This window comes from Paracoccus tibetensis (genome assembly GCF_900102505.1).
Lineage (GTDB): Bacteria > Pseudomonadota > Alphaproteobacteria > Rhodobacterales > Rhodobacteraceae > Paracoccus > Paracoccus tibetensis.
This window is the reverse complement of the sequence record NZ_FMVT01000006.1, coordinates 54,982-72,731: the sequence shown is the minus strand read 5'-3', so window position 1 is coordinate 72,731 and position 17,750 is coordinate 54,982. Positions and strand designations below refer to the sequence as shown.

Annotated in this window: 14 protein-coding genes; 2 read left to right on the top strand and 12 right to left on the bottom strand. The window is 69.3% G+C overall.

Translation table 11 applies throughout. The annotated features are described in order from the left end of the window. Positions 1-29 precede the first annotated feature (29 nt). A complete protein-coding gene (locus BLP73_RS09810; protein ID WP_175453300.1) occupies positions 30-476 on the top strand; it encodes a hypothetical protein in 447 nt (148 codons plus the stop codon). Here the strand turns inward: BLP73_RS09810 and BLP73_RS09805 are convergent. The 9 genes from BLP73_RS09805 to BLP73_RS09765 form a co-directional block, all read right to left on the bottom strand. After that, positions 473-2,422 (bottom strand): 3'-5' exonuclease, encoded by a 1,950-nt coding sequence (locus tag BLP73_RS09805; protein ID WP_090743334.1) that lies wholly within the window; start codon positions 2,420-2,422, stop codon positions 473-475. The two genes, BLP73_RS09810 and BLP73_RS09805, sit on opposite strands and share 4 nt — an antisense overlap. Continuing rightward, on the bottom strand, positions 2,416-2,787 hold the full coding sequence (locus tag BLP73_RS09800; protein ID WP_090743331.1) for a response regulator transcription factor: 372 nt from the start codon (positions 2,785-2,787) through the stop codon (positions 2,416-2,418). The genes BLP73_RS09805 and BLP73_RS09800 overlap by 7 nt, the downstream gene beginning before the upstream one ends. Continuing rightward, a complete protein-coding gene (locus BLP73_RS09795) occupies positions 2,787-3,287 on the bottom strand; it encodes a hypothetical protein (RefSeq protein WP_090743329.1) in 501 nt (166 codons plus the stop codon). Before BLP73_RS09795 ends, BLP73_RS09800 begins: the two co-directional genes overlap by 1 nt. Next, positions 3,284-5,092, bottom strand: coding sequence for a DUF294 nucleotidyltransferase-like domain-containing protein (locus tag BLP73_RS09790; RefSeq protein ID WP_090743326.1), 1,809 nt, complete (start codon positions 5,090-5,092; stop codon positions 3,284-3,286). The genes BLP73_RS09795 and BLP73_RS09790 overlap by 4 nt, the downstream gene beginning before the upstream one ends. Positions 5,093-5,157: 65 nt before the next feature. After that, on the bottom strand, positions 5,158-6,969 hold the full coding sequence (locus BLP73_RS09785; RefSeq protein WP_090743323.1) for a sodium:solute symporter family protein: 1,812 nt from the start codon (positions 6,967-6,969) through the stop codon (positions 5,158-5,160). A 10-nt stretch (positions 6,970-6,979) separates the two neighbouring features. Beyond that, complete coding sequence (locus tag BLP73_RS09780; protein ID WP_090743321.1) at positions 6,980-7,237, bottom strand: DUF4212 domain-containing protein; 258 nt, start codon at positions 7,235-7,237, stop codon at positions 6,980-6,982. 122 nt (positions 7,238-7,359) lie between these two features. Beyond that, the gene (gene acs, locus BLP73_RS09775) at positions 7,360-9,315 is read right to left on the bottom strand and encodes an acetate--CoA ligase (protein WP_090743318.1); all 1,956 of its coding nucleotides are present in this window, start codon (positions 9,313-9,315) and stop codon (positions 7,360-7,362) included. 242 nt (positions 9,316-9,557) lie between these two features. Beyond that, positions 9,558-11,852: a glycosyl hydrolase family 28-related protein gene (locus tag BLP73_RS09770; RefSeq protein WP_090743315.1), complete on the bottom strand. Its 2,295-nt coding sequence runs from the start codon at positions 11,850-11,852 to the stop codon at positions 9,558-9,560. A gap of 138 nt (positions 11,853-11,990) precedes the next feature. Beyond that, entirely contained in the window at positions 11,991-13,568 is a 1,578-nt protein-coding gene (locus BLP73_RS09765) for a lysine--tRNA ligase (RefSeq protein ID WP_090743312.1), read from the bottom strand. Positions 13,569-13,656: 88 nt separating this feature from the next. Here BLP73_RS09765 and BLP73_RS09760 point away from each other — a divergent pair, with 88 nt between their 5' ends. Next, positions 13,657-14,079, top strand: coding sequence for a tellurite resistance TerB family protein (locus BLP73_RS09760; protein WP_090743308.1), 423 nt, complete (start codon positions 13,657-13,659; stop codon positions 14,077-14,079). Here BLP73_RS09760 and BLP73_RS09755 read toward each other — a convergent pair. From BLP73_RS09755 to BLP73_RS09745, 3 genes are read right to left on the bottom strand one after another with little or no spacing between them, the layout of a single operon-like run. Continuing rightward, positions 14,076-15,455, bottom strand: a complete 1,380-nt coding sequence (locus tag BLP73_RS09755) for a D-alanyl-D-alanine carboxypeptidase (RefSeq protein WP_090743305.1) — start codon at positions 15,453-15,455, stop codon at positions 14,076-14,078. The two genes, BLP73_RS09760 and BLP73_RS09755, sit on opposite strands and share 4 nt — an antisense overlap. Further along, positions 15,448-16,047, bottom strand: a complete 600-nt coding sequence (locus tag BLP73_RS09750; protein ID WP_090743302.1) for a nicotinate-nucleotide adenylyltransferase — start codon at positions 16,045-16,047, stop codon at positions 15,448-15,450. The genes BLP73_RS09755 and BLP73_RS09750 overlap by 8 nt, the downstream gene beginning before the upstream one ends. Positions 16,048-16,099: 52 nt before the next feature. After that, a complete protein-coding gene (locus BLP73_RS09745; RefSeq protein WP_090743299.1) occupies positions 16,100-17,698 on the bottom strand; it encodes a bifunctional metallophosphatase/5'-nucleotidase in 1,599 nt (532 codons plus the stop codon). Positions 17,699-17,750 lie beyond the last annotated feature (52 nt).

Here is a 17,750-nt window from a genome sequence, read left to right as displayed (position 1 = left end):
AGCCCGCGCGGGCTTCCCAGATCCTGCCGATGACGCATCGCATCCCGACCCTCGCCCTTCTCGCCGCGCTCGCCCTGCCGCTGCCGCTGCCGCTGGCCGCGCAGGAGCCCTCTGCCCCGGCACCCGAGGCCGAGGACGGCCTCAGCCTCATCGAGCGCGGCATGGGGCTGCTGTTCCGGCAGTTCCGCGAGGAAGCCGCGCCCCAGCTGGACCTTCTTGGCCGCGACATGGCCGGCGCGCTCGAGCGGATGGCCCCGGCCCTGCAGGAGCTTGCGGCCCTCGTGGACGACATCCGCAACTACGAGCCCCCCGAGCGGCTGGCGAATGGCGACATCCTCATCCGCCGCCGCGCCGAGGCGCCCCCGCCCCCGCCCCTTGGCGAGGGGTTGCAGCGGCTGTTGCCCGAAGCCGGTCCCGCGCTGCCCGGCCGCCCGGCGCCGCTGCGCGATCCCTCGCAGCCCGAGCTGGACATCTAGCCGCCGCCCGCGCCTTGCGTCGGCAAGTTGGCGTCGCGGACCAGCCGCCGGTGCTTGCGCCCTTCGGCCAGGGCCTGCTCCAGCCGCTCGATCCCCTTGGCCTCGAGCGCCGCGATCAGGCGCAGGAAGGCCTCGGCCGTCGCCACCGTGTCGCCCATCGCCGTGTGCCGCGCCTCGGGCGGGATGGCGATGCCGAGCCGCTCGGTCAGCGCGTCGAGGCTGTGCGGCGCCGACTGGCCCCAGACCATCGCCGACAGCAGCACCGTGTCGAGGACCGGATTGTCGAAATGCGCGCCCGTCTCGGGCGCGGCGCGGCGCAAGAAGCCCATGTCGAAGGGCGCGTTATGCGCGACCAGCACCGCGCCTTCCGCGAAATGGTGGAAGGCCGCCAGCGCCCGCGTCATGTCGGGCGCCTCGGCCACCATCGCGTCATCGATGCCGTGGATCGCGGTCGAGGCGGGCGGGATCGGGCGGCCGGGATGGACCAGCGTCTCGAACCGCTCGCCGGTCAGGCGGCCGCGGGCGATGCGCAGGCCCGCGATCTGCACGATCCGGTCCGTCGGCTCCAGCCCCGTCGTCTCGGTGTCGAAGACCACGCAGGTCAGATCGGCAAGCCGAGAGGACGCCGCCCCGCGGGTGGTCAGCGCGAAGTCGTAGGTCACCCCGGCACTGTCGGCCAGCCCGACGACCAGCCGCAGCGGCAGCACCAGCCGCGCGCGATCCCCGGCCGCTTCGGGCCAGAGCCCGGTGCCGTGGCTGGCGAGGATCTCGGTCCCGGTGATGTCGGGCTGGCCTTGGTCGGGCGCGGCGGCAAGCCAGCCCTCCAGCGCGTCCATCGCCAAAGGCGGGCCGTCCCAATCCAGCGCCAGCAGCGCCTCGGCCCCGGCGGCCTCCAGCGACAGGCGCGGGGCAAGGCCCTGCCCACGCAGGCAGCGGTCGAGATGGCGCAGCAGCGCGTTCAGCGGCCCGGCCTCGGCCTGGAAGCGCAGCCCGCGCGGCAGGTCCGCGGCCAGCTCCAGCCCGGCGCCCAGCTCGTCCAGCCCCGCGATCCCCGCCGGCGCGTCGCCCGCCAGGATCTCGGAAAGCTGGCGGGTGGCATGGGCAAGGCCCTGCCCCTCGTCGCGGATGGCCCGGGCGAGCTGCGGCGGGATCGGGCCGTCCAGCGCGTCCAGCATCGGCACCAGCGTCGCGGCGTGCCGGCGCAGCGCCTCCAGCGTCGCGCGCGGGGCCGGTCGCTCGGCCGGTCGGTCGCGCAGGATCAGGAGCGTGCCGTCCTCGACCCGGCGCATCCGGCCCGACAGGCGCTGGCCCTCGGGCGTCATGCAGATGAGGTCCGTCGCCCCCGCGCCCGCCGCCAGCCGCGCCTCGGCCGCCTCCAGCGCGCCGCGCAGCAGGTGCCGGTCGAGCGGCCGGTCGAGGCCAAGGCCTGGCAGCAGCCGCGCGGCAGAAGCGTTGTAGAAGACGACCCGTCCCGAGGCGTCCGAGATCACCGCGCCGGCGCCGAAATCGGCAAGGATCGATTCGAGGCTTGCCTTCTCGCGCGCCAGGTCGGCCGCGTGCTCGTTGACCGCCGCCGCCAGCGCCTCGGCCGAGGCCGCCCGCGCCTCGGCGGCCTCGGCAGCCGCGGGCCCCAAGTCGGCAAGATAGCGCGCGGCCTCCGGGTCGGGCGCCTGGCCCGTGCGCAGCCCGCCCGCCAGCGCCTCGATCGGCCGGGCCACGTGGCGGTCGATCAGCAGCCAGAGCGCGGTGATCGCGCCCACCAGCCCGAAGCCCAGAACCAGCCCGGCCTGCACCAGCCCGTCCAGCATCTGCGCCGGCGCGACGCCCTGGCCGGCCAGCCGCGCGGCCGCCAGCCACAGCGCCAGCACCAGAAGCACAAGGCCGGCCGCCGCCAGTGCCGCGAAGAGCAGCAGGAACCGGACCCGCAGGGACAGCCGCGTCAGCACGGCCCTTGCAGCAGGCGCGACATCTCGGCCCGCAGCTCGGACAGCTCGAAGGGCTTGGCGATGAACCCGTCCGCGCCAAGCGCCAGCCCCTTGCGCCGCTCGACCACCGAGCCGCGGGCCGTCATCATCAGCACGCGGACATCGGCCAGCGAGGGATCGGCGCGCACGTCCTGCACGATCTGGTAGCCCGAGACATCGGGAAGCATCACGTCCAGAAGCACGAGGTCGGGATGCGTCTCGCGGATGCGCGCGACGGCGCCCGCGCCCGTGGCCATGCGCTTGTGCGAATGGCCGTCGCGGGTCAGCAGGAAGTCCAGCGCGACCGCGATGTTGTCCTCGTCCTCGATCACAAGGATCTCGGCCATCACGCGCCTCCCTCGCCGCAGACGGCGGCGAAGGCGGGATCGCCCGCCGCCGCCGGCGCCCAGTCCCCGCGCGCCGGGCGGATCATGCCGCCGGCGCAGTCGAATTCCTGCGGGACCAGCAGCGTCTGGCCACGCCGCTCGACCAGCATGATCTGCGCATGGCGCCTGCCCTCGGCGGCCTCGGTCACGGCCGACGGATCGAGCGCGGCGAAGCGCACCTCGACCGGCGCGAGGAAGGTCCAGGGCGCCCAGGCCTGCCGGGCCGTGCCGACCATCAGCACCTCGGTCCCCGCCGGCAGGCGCGCCACGGCCCGGTCGTACCAGGCATAGTCGTTCCAGACCGAATACATGACCATCGCCGCGCCGATGCCTGCCGGCAGCAGCCAAAGCGGCAGCTTCCAGCCGGCGCGCTGCGCGGCGTGGCGCAGCGCATAGAGCACCGCGGCCATGCCGATGCCCACGGCCACGACCCCCAAGATCTCGACGCCGATCCCGCTCATCCCAGCATTCCCTTTCCATGTCCGAGTGCCGACTGCATCGAGCGCACCACCACGAAGGCGTCCCTGAGGTGGCTGCGCTCGAAGTCGGGCAGATCGCCCGGCGACAGGTAGTTGTCGGGCTTGCGCCCCGCCTTGACCAGATGCGCCTGGTTCTCGAGGCGCATGGTCTGGATCATGTCATAGGCCGCGACAAGATCGCGCGCGCCCGAGGCCGAGACGACGCCGCGGCTCTCGGCCTCCTGCAGGCGGGCGCGGGTATTGACCGCGGTGATCCGGCCCTTCAGCGCATAGACCCGCGCGAGGTCCGTGACCGGGACCACGCCGCTCAGCTTCATGTCGATGTGGTGGCGGTGCTCGCCCGAGCGGATCGTCGCGAAACCCGCGATGAGGCCGAGCGGCGGCCGGTGCTTGAGCGAGTTCGAGATCATGTGCGCCACGAAGATCGAGTTTCGCGAGGCGGCCTCCAGCGTCTCGCGCTGCAAGTCCTCGAGCAGCGCGGCCTCGCCGCCGATCGCGCGCAGGTCGAACATGACCGAGGACAGCATCTGCGCCTCGGGGCTGGGCTGGCGCGTCCAGTCGCGGAAATAGCGCCGCCACACGTCCAGCGGCTGCCGCCAGCGCGGGTTCGTCGCCATCATTTCGCCGGGGCAGTAGACATAGCCGCAGGCGTCCAGCCCGTCGCTGACCATCCGCGCCAGGTCGCGGAACCACGGATCAGCGGGGTCCGCCCCATCGGCCAGGATCAGGCAGTTGTCCTGGTCGCTGACGCCGGTCTGCTCCTGCCGGCCCTGGCTGCCGCAGGCAGCCCAGAGCCAGGGCGCGGGGGCCGGCCCCAGTTCGGCCTTGGCCAGCACGATCAGACGCCGCGTCACGGCATCGGCGATGTCGGTGATCATCCGCGTGACGACCTCGTGCCGCTGGTGGGCGGCGACGAGCTGGACCAGCAGTTCGGGAATGCGGGCGGTGGCGCGGGCCATCTGGGCGCTGTCCTCGGCGCGCGAGACCTCGTGGATCAGCCCCGAGGCCGAGATCGCCTGCACGCGCGTCAGATCGGACTGGCTGATCATGCCGAGAAAGCGCCCGCCCTCGACCACCGGCAGGTGGCTGACGCGCCGCTCCAGCATGATGTTGAGCACGTCGTAGCCAAGCGCCGAGGGCGCCAGCGTGACCGGATCGCGCGTCATCACGTCCCGCACGGGCCGGGTCAGGTCCAGCCCCTCGGCCACGACGCGGTTCGACATGTCGCGGATGGTCACAAGCCCGACCAGCCGCCCCGCCTCGGTCACGCCGAGGCTGCTGGCATGGGCCGCGCGCATCATCCGCGCCGCCTCGATCACGGGGGTGTGGGGCGCGCAGGCCAGGGGGCGCGCGGTCAGCAGGTCCTCGACCTTCAGCGTCGCCACGGGCGCGGCGCGATCGGCCGGGCCGCGGCCACGGTCGAAGAAGCGGGCGACGGCGCGATGCGCCTCGATGAGGCGGCGCACCTCGTCGCGCGGCAGCATGAGGACGGTGCTGTCCGCCTCCGCCCGTGCAGTGGTAACGGCCAGGCCGTCGCGCAGCAGCCCGCGCTCGCCGAAGCTGTTGCGGGGTCCCAGTTGCGAGACGCTGTCGCCGTTGCGGTCGCTGACGGTGATCGCGCCGGTCTCGATTAGGTAGAGCCCCGGCAGGCGGTCGCCATAGGAATAGACGGTCGCGCCGGCGGGGTAGCTCCTGCGGCTGAAGAAGCCGGCGACATGCGCCAGCTCGTCCCGCGGCAGGCTGTCATAGGGATGCACCGTGGCGATGAAATCTGCGATGTCGGACATCACGCTGCGGCCCCCGGACGGTTGCGGTTGCCGCGCCCCCAGAAAGGGGACGCGGCGTTTCAGGCTCAGTGGGCGATCGCGCCACCGGCGCCGCGCGGGACGCGGATCGATTCGACCAGCTCCTGCACGTGGACCGGGGGCTTCTGCGTCATCCGCGAGACGATGAAGGCCACCGCGAAGTTGATCACCGCGCCGATCGTCCCGAAAGAGGCCGGCGAGATGCCGAACATCCAGGCGTCGGGCGTGTCGGGCAGCATGTTGGTGCCCGCGATGAAGAACCAGCCCTTGTAGGTGAAGATGTAGAGGATGGTCGTCAGCATCCCGGCGATCATGCCGGCGATCGCGCCTTCCTTGGTCACCCGCTTCGAGAAGATGCCCATCATCAGCACCGGGAAGATCGAGCTGGCGGCAAGGCCGAAGGCCAGTGCCACGGTCTGCGCCGCAAAGCCCGGCGGGTTCAGACCCAGGAGCGTCGCGACCAGGATCGAGACCGCCATCGAGATGCGGGCGGCGTTCAACTCTCCGCGCTCGCTGATGTTGGGCATGAGCGTGCCCTTGATCAGGTCGTGCGACACGGCGCCCGAGATGGCCAGCAGCAGGCCCGCGGCGGTCGAGAGCGCGGCGGCAAGGCCGCCGGCGGCGACGATGGCGATGACCCAGCCCGGCAGGTTGGCGATCTCAGGGTTCGCGAGAACCATGATGTCGTTGTTCACCGTGGTCAGCTCGTTGCCGACGAGGCCCTGCTCTTCGACGATGGCGGCAACCGGCGCGTTCGCGGCATTCGCCTCGTTGTAGTACTGGATGAAGCCGTCGCCGTTCTTGTCTTCCCAGTTGAGAAGGCCGGTCAGCTGCCAGCGGCGCATCCATTCCAGATCGGGCGAGGTCTCGATCGCCTCGAGCGTGATCGGCTCGGCGCTGAAGGTCTCGCCGGTTTCGGCGCCCGGCCACATGGTCGCGGTCAGGTTGAAGCGCGCCATCGAGCCGACGGCAGGCGCCACGGTGTAGAGCAGCGCGATGAAGACCAGCGCCCAGCCCGCCGATTTCCGTGCATCCGAGACCTTCGGCACGGTGAAGAAGCGGATGATCACGTGCGGCAGGCCCGCGGTGCCGATCATCAGCGCCAGGGTGAACAGCACCATGTCGAGGGTCGAGTTGTGGTGGCCGGTGTACTGGCGGAAGCCGAGGTCGGTCACCAGTTGGTCCAGCTTGGACAGGAAGGCGAGGCCCGACGCGTCATGCGTGCCGAAGAGGCCAAGCTGCGGCAGGAAGTTGCCCGTCAGTTGCAGCGAGATGAAGACCGCCGGGATGGTGTAGGCGGTGATCAGCACGATGTACTGCGCGACCTGCGTGTAGGTGATGCCCTTCATCCCGCCGAGAACGGCGTAGCAGAAGACCAGCGCCGCGCCGATCCACAGACCGGTCGAGTTCGACACTTCCAGGTAGCGCGAGAAGGTGACGCCCACGCCGGTCATCTGGCCGATCACGTAGGTGATCGAGACGATGAGCAGGCAGACGACGCCGATGATCCGGGCCGAGCTGGAATAAAAGCGGTCGCCGATGAACTCGGGCACGGTGAACTTGCCGAACTTGCGCAGGTAGGGGGCAAGCAGCAGCGCCAGCAGCACGTAGCCGCCGGTCCAGCCCATCAAGTAGGTCGAGTTGTCATAGCCCGTGAAGGCGATGAGGCCGGCCATCGAGATGAACGAGGCCGCCGACATCCAGTCGGCCGCCGTGGCCATGCCGTTCATGACCGGGCCGACGCCGCGGTTGGCGGCGTAGAACTCGGCCGTGGAGCCGGCGCGCGCCCAGATGGCGATGCCAATATACAGCGCGAAGGAGGCGCCGATGACGATGAGGTTGAGGGTAAACTGACTCATGATCCGTTCCTCACTCGTCCACGCCGTGTTCGGCGTCGATCTTGTTCATGCGCGCCGTGTACCAGAAGATCAGCACGATGAAGATCAGGATGGAGCCCTGCTGCGCGAACCAGAAACCCAGGTCGGTGCCACCGATCGGGATCGCTGCCAGCATCGGGCGCAGGATGATGCCGAAGCCATAGGACACGATGGCCCAGATGGCGATGCAGATGTAGATGATCTTAAGATTGGCCTGCCAGTAGGCGTTGGATGATTGTCGATCGCTCATGTCCTGTGGTCCTCCCCATCGTCAGACACGTCCCTCGTGCCGCACTTGCTTGTCTGCGTCTCGGCCTGCGGCGGGACCGGACGCGTTGCGGGGGCGGGCCATGACGGCCCGCCCCCCTATCGTCAGCCGCGGTTCATGCGGTTGGCGATGAGATCGTCCACGACCTCTGGCTCGGCCAGGGTCGAGATGTCGCCGAGGCTGCCGTAGTCGTTCTCGGCGATCTTGCGCAGGATGCGGCGCATGATCTTGCCCGAGCGGGTCTTCGGCATGCCGGGCGCCCATTGGATCAGGTCGGGCTTGGCGATGGGGCCGATCTCGGTGCGGACCCATTTCTCCAGCTCGGCGCGCAGTTCGTCCGAGGGCTCGACGCCGTTCATCAGCGTCACATAGGCATAGATGCCCTGCCCCTTGAGGCTGTGCGGATAGCCGACGACCGCGGCTTCGGCGACCTTCTCATGAGCCACCAGCGCCGATTCCACCTCGGCCGTGCCCATGCGGTGGCCCGAGACGTTGATGACGTCGTCGACCCGGCCGGTGATCCAGTAATAGCCGTCCTCGTCCCGCCGGCAGCCGTCGCCGGTGAAGTAGGTGCCGGGATATTGCTGGAAATAGGCCTCCTCGAAGCGGGCATGATCGCCCCAGAGGGTCCGCATCTGCCCCGGCCAGCTGTCGGCGATGGACAGAACGCCCTCGACGCCATTGCCCTCCAGCACCTCGGCGCTGGTCGGGTCGAGGACCACGGGCTTGACGCCGAAGAAGGGCAGCGTGGCCGATCCGGGCTTCGTCTCGGTCGCGCCCGGAAGGGGCGTGATCAGGTGGCCGCCGGTCTCGGTCTGCCACCAGGTATCGACGATCGGGCAGCGGCCCTTGCCGACATGTTCGTTGTACCAGTTCCAGGCCTCGGGGTTGATCGGCTCGCCGACGGTCCCGAGGATGCGGAGGCTCGACAGGTCATGCCCCTCGACGAATTCCGGCCCCTTGCCCATCAGGCTGCGGATCGCGGTCGGCGCGGTGTAGAACTGCGTGACCTTGTGCTTGGCGCAGACCTCCCAGAAGCGGCCGGCGTCGGGCCAGGTCGGCACGCCCTCGAACATGATCGTGGTCGCGCCGTTCGCCAGCGGGCCATAGACGATGTAGCTGTGCCCGGTGACCCAGCCCACGTCGGCCGTGCACCAGAAGACGTCGCCCTCGTGGTAGTCGAAGACGATCTGGTGGGTCATCGCCGCATAGAGCAGGTAGCCGCCGGTCGAGTGCACGACGCCCTTCGGCTTGCCGGTCGAGCCCGAGGTGTAGAGGATGAACAGCGGGTCCTCGGCCCCCATCGGCCGCGGCGGGCAGTCGGGGCTGACATGCTTCATCTGTTCCTTGACGTCGATGTCGCGGCCCTCGACCCAGGTCGTCTGGTCGCCCGTGTGCTTGACGACGAGGCAGCGCACCTTGTCCGAGCAGTGCAGCAGGGCCGCGTCGGTGTTCGACTTCAGCCCGGTGCGGCGCCCGCCGCGCGGGGCGGTGTCGGCGGTGATGACGACCTTGGCGCCGCAGTCGTTAATCCGATTCGCAAGCGCGTCGGGCGAGAAACCGGCGAAGACGATGGAATGGACGGCCCCGATCCGCGCGCAGGCCAGCATCGCATAGGCGGCCTCGGGGATCATCGGCAGGTAGATGACGACGCGGTCGCCGCGCATCACGCCCTGGCTCAGAAGCACGTTGGCGAAGCGGTTCACCTTCTCGGACAGCTCGGCATAGGTGATGTGCTGGGCCGGGGTCTTCGGATCATCCGGCTCGAAGATGATCGCGGTCTGGTTCGCGCGGGTCGGCAGGTGTCGGTCGATGCAGTTGACCGAGGCGTTCAGGACGCCGTCCTCGAACCACTTGATGCTGACCTGCCCGAGCGTGAAATCGGTGTCCTTGACCTTGGTGTAGGGCTTGATCCAGTCCAGCCGCTTGCCCTCGCGGCCCCAGAACGTCTCGGGATCGTTGATCGATTCGGCGTAGAGCCTTGCGTAGTCCTCGGGGCCGACATGCGCGTTGCCGAACCCTTCCGGAATTGCGTGTTTCTCAACCGTTTCTGAACACATCTTTCCCCCTCTCCGGGCCCCCGGCCCAGGTCGTGCCATCTGTCGGCCTGCTGCTTGAACAGCTGCCTCTGGAGGAATGTTAAGCACATTCGGCGACGCGCGTTAAGTAATTTAACGCAAACAATTTTTTTGTGAACAAATTGACAGGAAAAGGCCTGATCATGTCAACGTTTCACAGCCGACGCAAAAGGCCCGCCGCGGGACGCTCCGCGACGGGCCGTTTCGGGTTCAACCGGAGGGCGTTATTGCGGGCGGTCCATCCGCACGTAGAGGCAGACGCGCCCCCGCAGCGCCGTGCCGTAGGACAGGCTGATCTGCCGCCGCGACGCCCCCACCTGCACGTTGACCACCGGCGCGACGTCCTGCCGCGCGCCGCTCGATGTCGTCAGCGCCGTCTCGTTCACCACCGACTGCACCGACTTCGTCCAGCCTTGGAAGGGCAGCCCCTCGATCACGGGGATGGTCCAGGTCGCCGCCGCCGTGTTCTGCGTGTGCTGGATCATCAGCGGGTTGGCGACATAGGTCTGAATGCCGTTAAAGGTATTTGCCTCGAACTGCAGGTTGCGCATGTTGTTGTAGTCGAGATCCGCGATCGAGCTGTCCACCCGGTCGATCCGGGTGATGCTGCCGTAGAGCGCCTTGAAGACGTTGCCGACCACGTTCAGCCCGTGGATGAAGTGGTTCGGCCCGTAGGGCTTCACCACGATCCACGAGAACCACGGCACGGTGTTCGAGCAGAGGAAGGTGTTCCCCGTCAGCGTCAGGCCGCCGAAGCTGAACTCGGTGCCGGTGAAGGCGGGATAGGCGCTGTGCTCGTTCGTCCACTCGATCGAGGCGTTGTCGATGTAGTTGCCGTTGACGGTGGTCTGCACGTTCGGCTGCGTCAGCACGAGGCCCGCGAAGCGCAGCCCCTCGCCCGAGCCGTCGCCCTGGAACCAGTGGTTGCCGCTGATGATGTGCCCGCCGCCGCAGGCGACCATGAAATGGGCGAAGCGCACGAAGCGGTTGTTGCGGATCTTGGTGTCGTTCGCGTTCACGTTGATCGCGATGGTCGTGCGCTGCTGGGCGGGCACGCTCATGTCGTTGGACAGGAACTGGCAGTTGTCCACCAGAAGGTCCTGGCAGCCGCGCCCGATCGAGGTGATGCCGCGGTCGCGTGGGCGGGTGAAGTAGCAGTCGGTGAACTGGATCATTTCGCCCTTGGCGCAGAGCATGACGCCGCTGGCGATGCTCTCGCAGCCGAAGTCGATGCTGGCGAAGTTGAGCCGGTCCATCTGGCTCATTCCCGAGAAGTCGATGAGATAGCGGTAGCGCTCGAAGGTGTAGGTGCGCGTGGCCGGTCCCCCGAACAGAGGCTGGGACAGGGTCAACGTGCGCTCGGCAATGTTGCGGGCGTTGACGTAGACCTCGCGCCCGACGCCATTGCCGACGACGCGGCTGCCGACCTCGATCGCGGCGACGTTGGCGACGTTCGTCAGCACGTCGGGATTGGCCGGGTTGTAGGTCGCCACGCTGCTCCAGCGGCCGGTGTCCCAGTTCGGGCCGGGCTTGGCCTGGATCGAGCCGTTCTGGATCACCCGCCGGTTCGAGAAGCCGGTGATGTTGGGCGCCAGCTCGGACATCATCAGCGGACCGTCGAGGTCCACCCGGCGCCCGCGCAGGTCCAGCGAGATATGGTCGGTGAAGCCCAGAAGCGCCTGCAGCGCCTTCTGCATCCCGAGGGTCTCGTCCCCGAAGGCGTCGGCATAGGTCGGAAAGTCAAAACTTTGCAGGAAGGCCACCCGGGTCGCTGCGGGGGTGGTGATCCGGCCGCGGAAGCGGATGCGGCTGCTGATCGACAGATCACCCGAGATGAAGAAGTTCCCCTCGGGCACGAGGACCGAGCCGCCGCGGCTGGCCTGGTCGGCCGCGAGGAAGGCCGAGCGGTCGTTCGTCACCCCGTCGCCCACCGCGCCGAAGTCGCGCACGTCCACCCAGTCCAGCAGCGAGGGGACGAAGGCGGCGGTGATGTCCTCGATGCGGACGCTCTCGATCCGGAAGGCGCCGCCATTGGCGCCGACGAGGTCCAGCCCGAAATGGCCGTAGACCGGACGCACGCCCCAGCTCATGTCGACGCCCGCACGCGAGCCGACGCCGACGATGGCGCTGACCTCGACCACCTCGCCATAGTTCTGCAGCGCGATGGTGCGCCCCGTCGTCGTCAGGCCCGTCACCTCGGCGCGCTGCGCGTCCCCGGTCCAGCCCGCGATGCGCACGCTCGCCAGCGCGCCCGCGACGACCTTGACCCGCGCCGAGACGCGCAGGTAGACGCCGGGGATCATCGGCGTCTCGCCCATGAAGCGGATGCTGGTGGTGGTCTGCTGCTTGACGATCTCGAGGCAGGCACCGAAATCCTGGTCGGCCGGCACCAGGGCCGCGTTCTGCGCCTGCGCCCAGGTCGGCGTGCCGGGCGCGCCGGTGCTGCGGGACCATGCGGCGAGGCCGGCCCGGAAGGCGGGCGGCATCAGCAGCAGGCCGTTCGTGATCGCTATGTTCATCGGTCCATCTCCCTCGGCCGTTTCCAAGGCACCGGAGGGGGGCACCTCCTGCGCGTGACCGTTAGGAAATAGTTGATGAACCTTTAACGGGCGCTGAACGGGGCGTGCGTTGCGCGGCCGGGGCCGCGCAACAGCGCCTCAGGCCGCCATCTCGCCGGCCAGCGCGCGGCGGATCAGGTCGCGCGTCTCGTCCACGCCGTAAAGCGCCACGAAGCCGCCGAAGCGCGGCCCCTGATCGGCGCCCAGCAGCACCTGGTAGAGCGCGCCGAACCAGTCGCGCAGCGGCTCGAAGCTGTGATCCTTGCCCACCGCGAAGACCATGGTCTGCAGCGCCTCGGCCTCGACCGGCTCGTCCCATGCCGCCAGCCGCGCCTCCAGATCCTCCATCGCCGCGCGCTCCTTGTCCGTCGGCGCGCGGAACTCGCGGGCGGGGGCCACGAAGTCGGCATAGTAGCGCAGCGCGAAGCCGGCTGCGGCGTCGAGGCCCGGATGCGTCTCGGGCGATGCGTCCGGCGCATAGCGCTGGATGAAGCCCCAAAGCCCGTCCTTGCCCGTCTCGCCCGCGACCGAGGTGAGGTTCAGCAGCATCTGAAACGGCACCACCATGTCCGAGGCGGGCACGTCGCCGCCGTGGATGTGCCAGACGGGATTGGCCAGCTGCTGCTCGGGCGACTGGTCCGGATAGGCGCGCAGCTGCTGGTGATATTCGTCCACGGCCTTGGGGATGACGTCGAAATACATCCGCTTGGCGGTCTTCGGCTTCTGGTACATGAAGTAGGACAGGCTTTCCGTGGACGCATAGGTCAGCCATTCGTCGATGGACAAGCCGTTGCCCTTGGACTTGCTGATCTTCTGCCCGTGCTGGTCGAGGAACAGCTCATAGGTGAAATGCTCGGGCGGCCGCCCGCCCAGGATCTTGCAGATCCCGTCATAGATCGGCGTGTTGGTGCTGTGGTCCTTGCCATACATCTCGAAATCGACATCCAGCGCCGCCCAACGGGCGCCGAAATCGGGCTTCCATTGCAGCTTCACGTTGCCGCCGGTGACGGGCAGCGTGACCTCTTCGCCGTCCTCGTCGAAGGTGATCGTGCCGGCCTTCGCGTCCACGTTCTTGATCGGGACGTAGAGCACGCGGCCGGTCTTGGGGCTGATCGGCAGGAAGCAGGAATAGGTCTGCTGCCGCTCCTCGCGCAGGCTCGCCAGCATGACGGCCATGATCTCGTCATATTTCTCGGCCGCGCGCAGCAGGACGGCGTCGAACTGGCCGCTCTTGTAGTATTCGGTTGCGCTGACGAACTCGTAGTCGAACCCGAAGGTGTCGAGGAAGCGGCGCAGCATGGCGTTGTTGTGCCCGCCGAAGCTGTCATGCGTGCCGAACGGGTCCGGTACCGCCGTCAGCGGCAGTTGCAGATGCGCGTGCAGCATCTCCTGGTTCGGCACGTTCTCGGGGACCTTGCGCATCCCGTCCATGTCATCGGAAAAGCAGATCAGGCGCGTCGGAATGTCGCTGATCAACTGGAAGGCGCGGCGGATCATCGTCGTCCGCGCGACCTCGCCGAAGGTGCCGATATGCGGCAGGCCAGAGGGGCCGTAGCCCGTCTCGAACAGCACATAGCCCTTTTCCGGCGGCGCCTTCTCGTAGCGCTTGAGCACCCGGCGCGCCTCTTCGAACGGCCAGGCCTTCGATTGAATCGCGGCGTCGCGCAGGGTGGTCATGGGCTTCTCCTTCGTGAAAGCCCTGCCCGCTTATTGAATGCCCCGGGGATCGTCAATAATCTGCGCCCGAACCGATCCGGAGCGACCCATGACCATCGACCTGCCCTCCCTCTCTCCCTGCGACGCGCTGGTCGCGGTGATGGTGGCCGTTTCCGCCTCGGACAGCACGATGCGAACGTCGGAACTGGTCGCGATCCAGCGCATGGTCGATCACGCGCCGGTCTTCGCCGCCTATGACGTGGACCGCATCCGCGCGGTCAGCCAGACGGTCATCACCCTCTTCGAGGAAGAGGACGGGCTGGACGCCCTGTTCGGGCTGATCCGCGACGCGCTGCCCGAGAAGCTCTACGAGACCGCCTACGCGCTGGCCTGCGACGTGGCGGCGGCGGACGGGCGGCTTTACGAAAACGAGATCGAGATGCTGGCCGAGATCCGTGACCAGCTGAACGTCGGGCGCCTCCATGCCGCCGCGATCGAGCTTTCATCTCGCGTGCGGCACCTGACGCTTTAACTCAGCCGCGCGGCAAAGGCCGCCAGCAGGTCGCGCTGCACCGCCTTGGCGCTGCGGGTCCATTGGCTGACGCCCGCAGGCATCTCCTGCCCGATGGCCGCGTCGCGGCGGGCGGGATCGACGCAGAAGATCGCGAAGCTCCCCTGCCGTCCCGAGGGCGAGGTGACGAAGCCGGCGAGGTTCGAGACGAAGTTGAGCGTGCCGGTCTTGGCCGCGACCTCGCCGCGGATCGGCCCGCCGCTCGGGTCGCCCTCGAGCGGGTTCTGGCGCAGGAGCGAGGCGAGGTTCATCTCGCGCCCCGGCCCGGCCATGACCCGCGCCATCTCGAGGACGCTCATCCGGCTCGTCGCGCCGAGGCCGGAGTGGTCGGCCAGCACCATCCCCTGCCCGAGGCCCGCCGCGTTCAGCCAGCCGAGCATCCGCTGCCCCGAAGCCGGCAGGTCCGGCGCGCCGCTGGCATGGAGGCCCAGCACCTCGGCAGTGATGTTGGTGGAATAGCGCAGCATGTCGCGGATCAGCTCGCCGACCAGCGGGCTGTCATGGCGGGCGATCACCTCGCCCTGCGGCAGGCGGTCCAGCACCTCGGGCGCGGGCAAGGCAAAGCCGCGCGCGCGGCAGAGGGTCTGGAAGACATCGCCCGCGTGAAGCTCGGGCAGGCGGACGGGCAGCCAGCGGCTGCCGCCGCCCCCGAGCGCGGCGCGCTGCACCGTCCAATGCTCCAGCGCCGCCTCCTGCCGATAGGCGAAGAGCTGCGGCTGGCTGGCAGCGGCGGCGGTGATGGTAAAGGCGCGGGGCGAGGCGGCGGCGCCGCGCGCCTCGACGCTCATCTCGCCGGCGCGGGTCCAGCCCAGATGGACGCGGTTGAAGTTCAGCATCATCCCCGAAAGGGCGGGGTTGTAGGGCAGGTGCTCGGCCTGCTCGGGCGCGATGCGGGGGATAGTGGGCAGCGCGCCGCCCCAGACCCCGAAGCGCGCCGGGGCAGCCTCGCCGCGCGCGGCAAGCTGGGCGGCCAGCGCGCCGAGATCGTCGGTGGAGAGGACCGGATCGCCGCCGCCGGCAAGGATGAGCATGTCGCCTGCGCGGATCACCTGCGTCTGAAAGCGCCGCTCCGGCCCCACGCGGTCGAGGACGTAGAGCGCCGTGATCGCCTTCATCGTCGAGGCCGGCGCAATGGCGGCCGTCGCCAGCGCCAGGTCCTGCGGCCCCGCCTGCCCGTCCGGGCCCAGCAGCGCGAAGGCCACCTGCCCCGGCAGCTGCACCCGGGCGGTCAGCCGCCGCGCATCGGGCGCGGGCTTCGGCGGCGGGCGGCGCTCGGCCAGGGCGGGGGTGGCGAGCGTGGCCGCGGCGGCGGCCAGGAACATGCGGCGGTCAAGCATGGCGGCCCCCGTTGCGGATCTGGGTCGAGGAGAGCGGCGACATCGGCATGTTCAGCAGCGTCCAGGCGGGCGGCGCCATCCGCGCCAGCAGCGCCGCGCGGTGTTCGGGCAGGCGCGCGCGGCGCAGGACCTGCGCGGCCGGGGCGCCGCGGGCCGCAAGGCGCGAGCCGGGGCGCGCCATCACGGCGATCGGCACCGCCGCCGCGATCTCGCGCCAGCGGTCCCAGTGGTGGAACTGCACGAGGTTGTCCGAGCCCATCAGCCAGACGAAGCGCGCGCCGGGATAAAGGCGCTGCAGGGCCGCGATGGTGTCGGCGGTCTTGCGCAGGCCGAGCCGCGCCTCGATGTCGGTGACGACGATGCGGGGGTCATGGGTAAGGGCCTGTGCTGCCGCCATGCGGGCGGCAAGCGGCGCGGGGCCGTGCGCCTTCAGCGGGTTGCCGGGCGAGACGAGCCACCACACCCGGTCCAGCTTCAGCCGCCGCAGGGCGGTGCGGCTGATCGCCAGATGCGCCGCATGGGCGGGATCGAAGGACCCGCCCAGAAGGCCGATGGTGGCGCCGGGCGGCGCGAGGGGGAAGTGCGGTCCCATCCCCGCCGCTTAGCCGATTGGCGGTCGCCCGCCAACCGGCCAGATGCGCGGCTCAGTTGACCGTGATGCGGCCGTCGAGCGCGGGCGTGTAGCCGCCATCCTGCGCCGCGATGAAGTCGGCCACCACCTCGGCCAGATCCGGGCCGAAATCATAGGCGTTCTCGCCCTGCTCGGCGAAGACGTCATACCCGTCACCGCCGCCGCGCATGTAGTTGTTGGTGGCCACCTGATAGGTCGCCGCCTCGTCGATGGGCACCCATTCCTCGCCGTTCCGCACCATCACGTCCGAGACGCGCGCGCCCGCCTCGGCCGACGTGTCTACGGTGTATTGCAGCCCCGCCACCTGCGAGAAGCGGCCCGCGGCCTCCTCGATGCGGCTGGCGCCGTTCTCCAGCGCCTCGATGACGCCCGCGCCGGTCAGCTCGAAGGTCGCCAGCGTGTTCTGGAAGGGAAGGACGGTGTAGACCTCGCCCATCGTCACCTCGCCCTCGTCGATCGAGGCGCGCAGACCGCCGCCGTTCTGGATCGCGATGGTGACGCCCTGCCCCGCCACGCGGTCAAGCATGGCATCGGCGACGAGGTTGCCCATCTCGCATTCCTGCGCCCGGCAGGTCTCGCGGCTGCCGTCGATGGGGCCGTTCGCCTGGCCGATCACCTCGGCGCGCAGCTCCTCGATGGGCTGGGCCATTTCCGCCACACGCGCGGCGACGCCCTCGTCCTCGGCGACCGAGGCATCGAGCAGGGTCGGCTGGCCCTCGACGGCAGTGACGTTGCCCTCATCGTCGAAGGTCAGCTTCAGGTGGCCGAGATATTTCGCGTAACCATAAGCCTGCACGACCGGCACCTCGCGCCCGTCCGGTCCCTCGACCATGGTCGGATAGGTGCCCTGCGCGCCCTCCATGTCACCCAGCAGCGTGTGGGAATGGCCGCCGACGACCGCATCGAGGCCGGACACCTCGGCCGCGAAGTCCTGATCGCGCAGATAGCCGACATGGGTCAGGGCGATGATCTTGTCCACGCCCTCGGCCTCCAGCTCCTCGACCGCCGCGGCCAGGCTGTCCGCGTCGTCCTGGAAGATCACGTTCGGGCCGGGCGAGGCGGTTTCCGGCGTGTCCATCGCCAGCGCCGAGACGATCCCGACGCGCGTGTCGCCCAGCTCGAGGATCGCGTGCTTCTGCACCCGGTCCCCCAGCACGTTCGACTGCGAGACGTCGATGTTGCTGGAGATCACCGGGAAATCGACGCCGTCCAGCAGCACCGCCAGCCCCTCGGGGCCGTCGTCGAACTCGTGGTTGCCGACCGCCATCGCGTCATAGCCGAGAAGGTTCATGAACTCGACGACCTCCTCGCCCTTGTAGGTCGTGTAGAAGAGCGAGCCCTGATACTGGTCGCCGGCATCCAGCAGGATCACATGCTCGCCCGCCGCCTCGATCTCGGCGCGCATCTCGGCGACCTTGGTGGCCAGCCGCGCCATGCCGCCGAAGCATTCCTGCGCCTCGATCTGCTCGGGGCTGCAGGTGCTGTCCGAGGCGTTGATCGGCTCGATCCGGCTGTGAACGTCGTTGGTGTGCAGGATGTGCAGCACCGTTTCGGCCTGCGCGGCCGAGGCCAGCAGCGCAAAGGCGGAGGCGGTGGCAAGAAGACGGGTCATGCGGATGTCCTTTCGGCCCTGATGAAGTCAGAGCCGAAGATGGCGCAGGGCG

What these genes read in the sequence shown, in the direction of transcription:
- BLP73_RS09810 (WP_175453300.1), top strand. Translation starts at nt 30, where the DNA reads ATGACGCATCGCATCCCGACCCTCGCCCTTCTCGCCGCGCTCGCCCTG.
- BLP73_RS09800 (WP_090743331.1), bottom strand. Translation starts at nt 2,787, where the DNA reads ATGGCCGAGATCCTTGTGATCGAGGACGAGGACAACATCGCGGTCGCG.
- BLP73_RS09795 (WP_090743329.1), bottom strand. Translation starts at nt 3,287, where the DNA reads ATGAGCGGGATCGGCGTCGAGATCTTGGGGGTCGTGGCCGTGGGCATC.
- BLP73_RS09790 (WP_090743326.1), bottom strand. Translation starts at nt 5,092, where the DNA reads ATGTCCGACATCGCAGATTTCATCGCCACGGTGCATCCCTATGACAGC.
- BLP73_RS09785 (WP_090743323.1), bottom strand. Translation starts at nt 6,969, where the DNA reads ATGAGTCAGTTTACCCTCAACCTCATCGTCATCGGCGCCTCCTTCGCG.
- BLP73_RS09780 (WP_090743321.1), bottom strand. Translation starts at nt 7,237, where the DNA reads ATGAGCGATCGACAATCATCCAACGCCTACTGGCAGGCCAATCTTAAG.
- acs (WP_090743318.1), bottom strand. Translation starts at nt 9,315, where the DNA reads ATGTGTTCAGAAACGGTTGAGAAACACGCAATTCCGGAAGGGTTCGGC.
- BLP73_RS09770 (WP_090743315.1), bottom strand. Translation starts at nt 11,852, where the DNA reads ATGAACATAGCGATCACGAACGGCCTGCTGCTGATGCCGCCCGCCTTC.
- BLP73_RS09765 (WP_090743312.1), bottom strand. Translation starts at nt 13,568, where the DNA reads ATGACCACCCTGCGCGACGCCGCGATTCAATCGAAGGCCTGGCCGTTC.
- BLP73_RS09760 (WP_090743308.1), top strand. Translation starts at nt 13,657, where the DNA reads ATGACCATCGACCTGCCCTCCCTCTCTCCCTGCGACGCGCTGGTCGCG.
- BLP73_RS09755 (WP_090743305.1), bottom strand. Translation starts at nt 15,455, where the DNA reads ATGCTTGACCGCCGCATGTTCCTGGCCGCCGCCGCGGCCACGCTCGCC.
- BLP73_RS09750 (WP_090743302.1), bottom strand. Translation starts at nt 16,047, where the DNA reads ATGGGACCGCACTTCCCCCTCGCGCCGCCCGGCGCCACCATCGGCCTT.
- BLP73_RS09745 (WP_090743299.1), bottom strand. Translation starts at nt 17,698, where the DNA reads ATGACCCGTCTTCTTGCCACCGCCTCCGCCTTTGCGCTGCTGGCCTCG.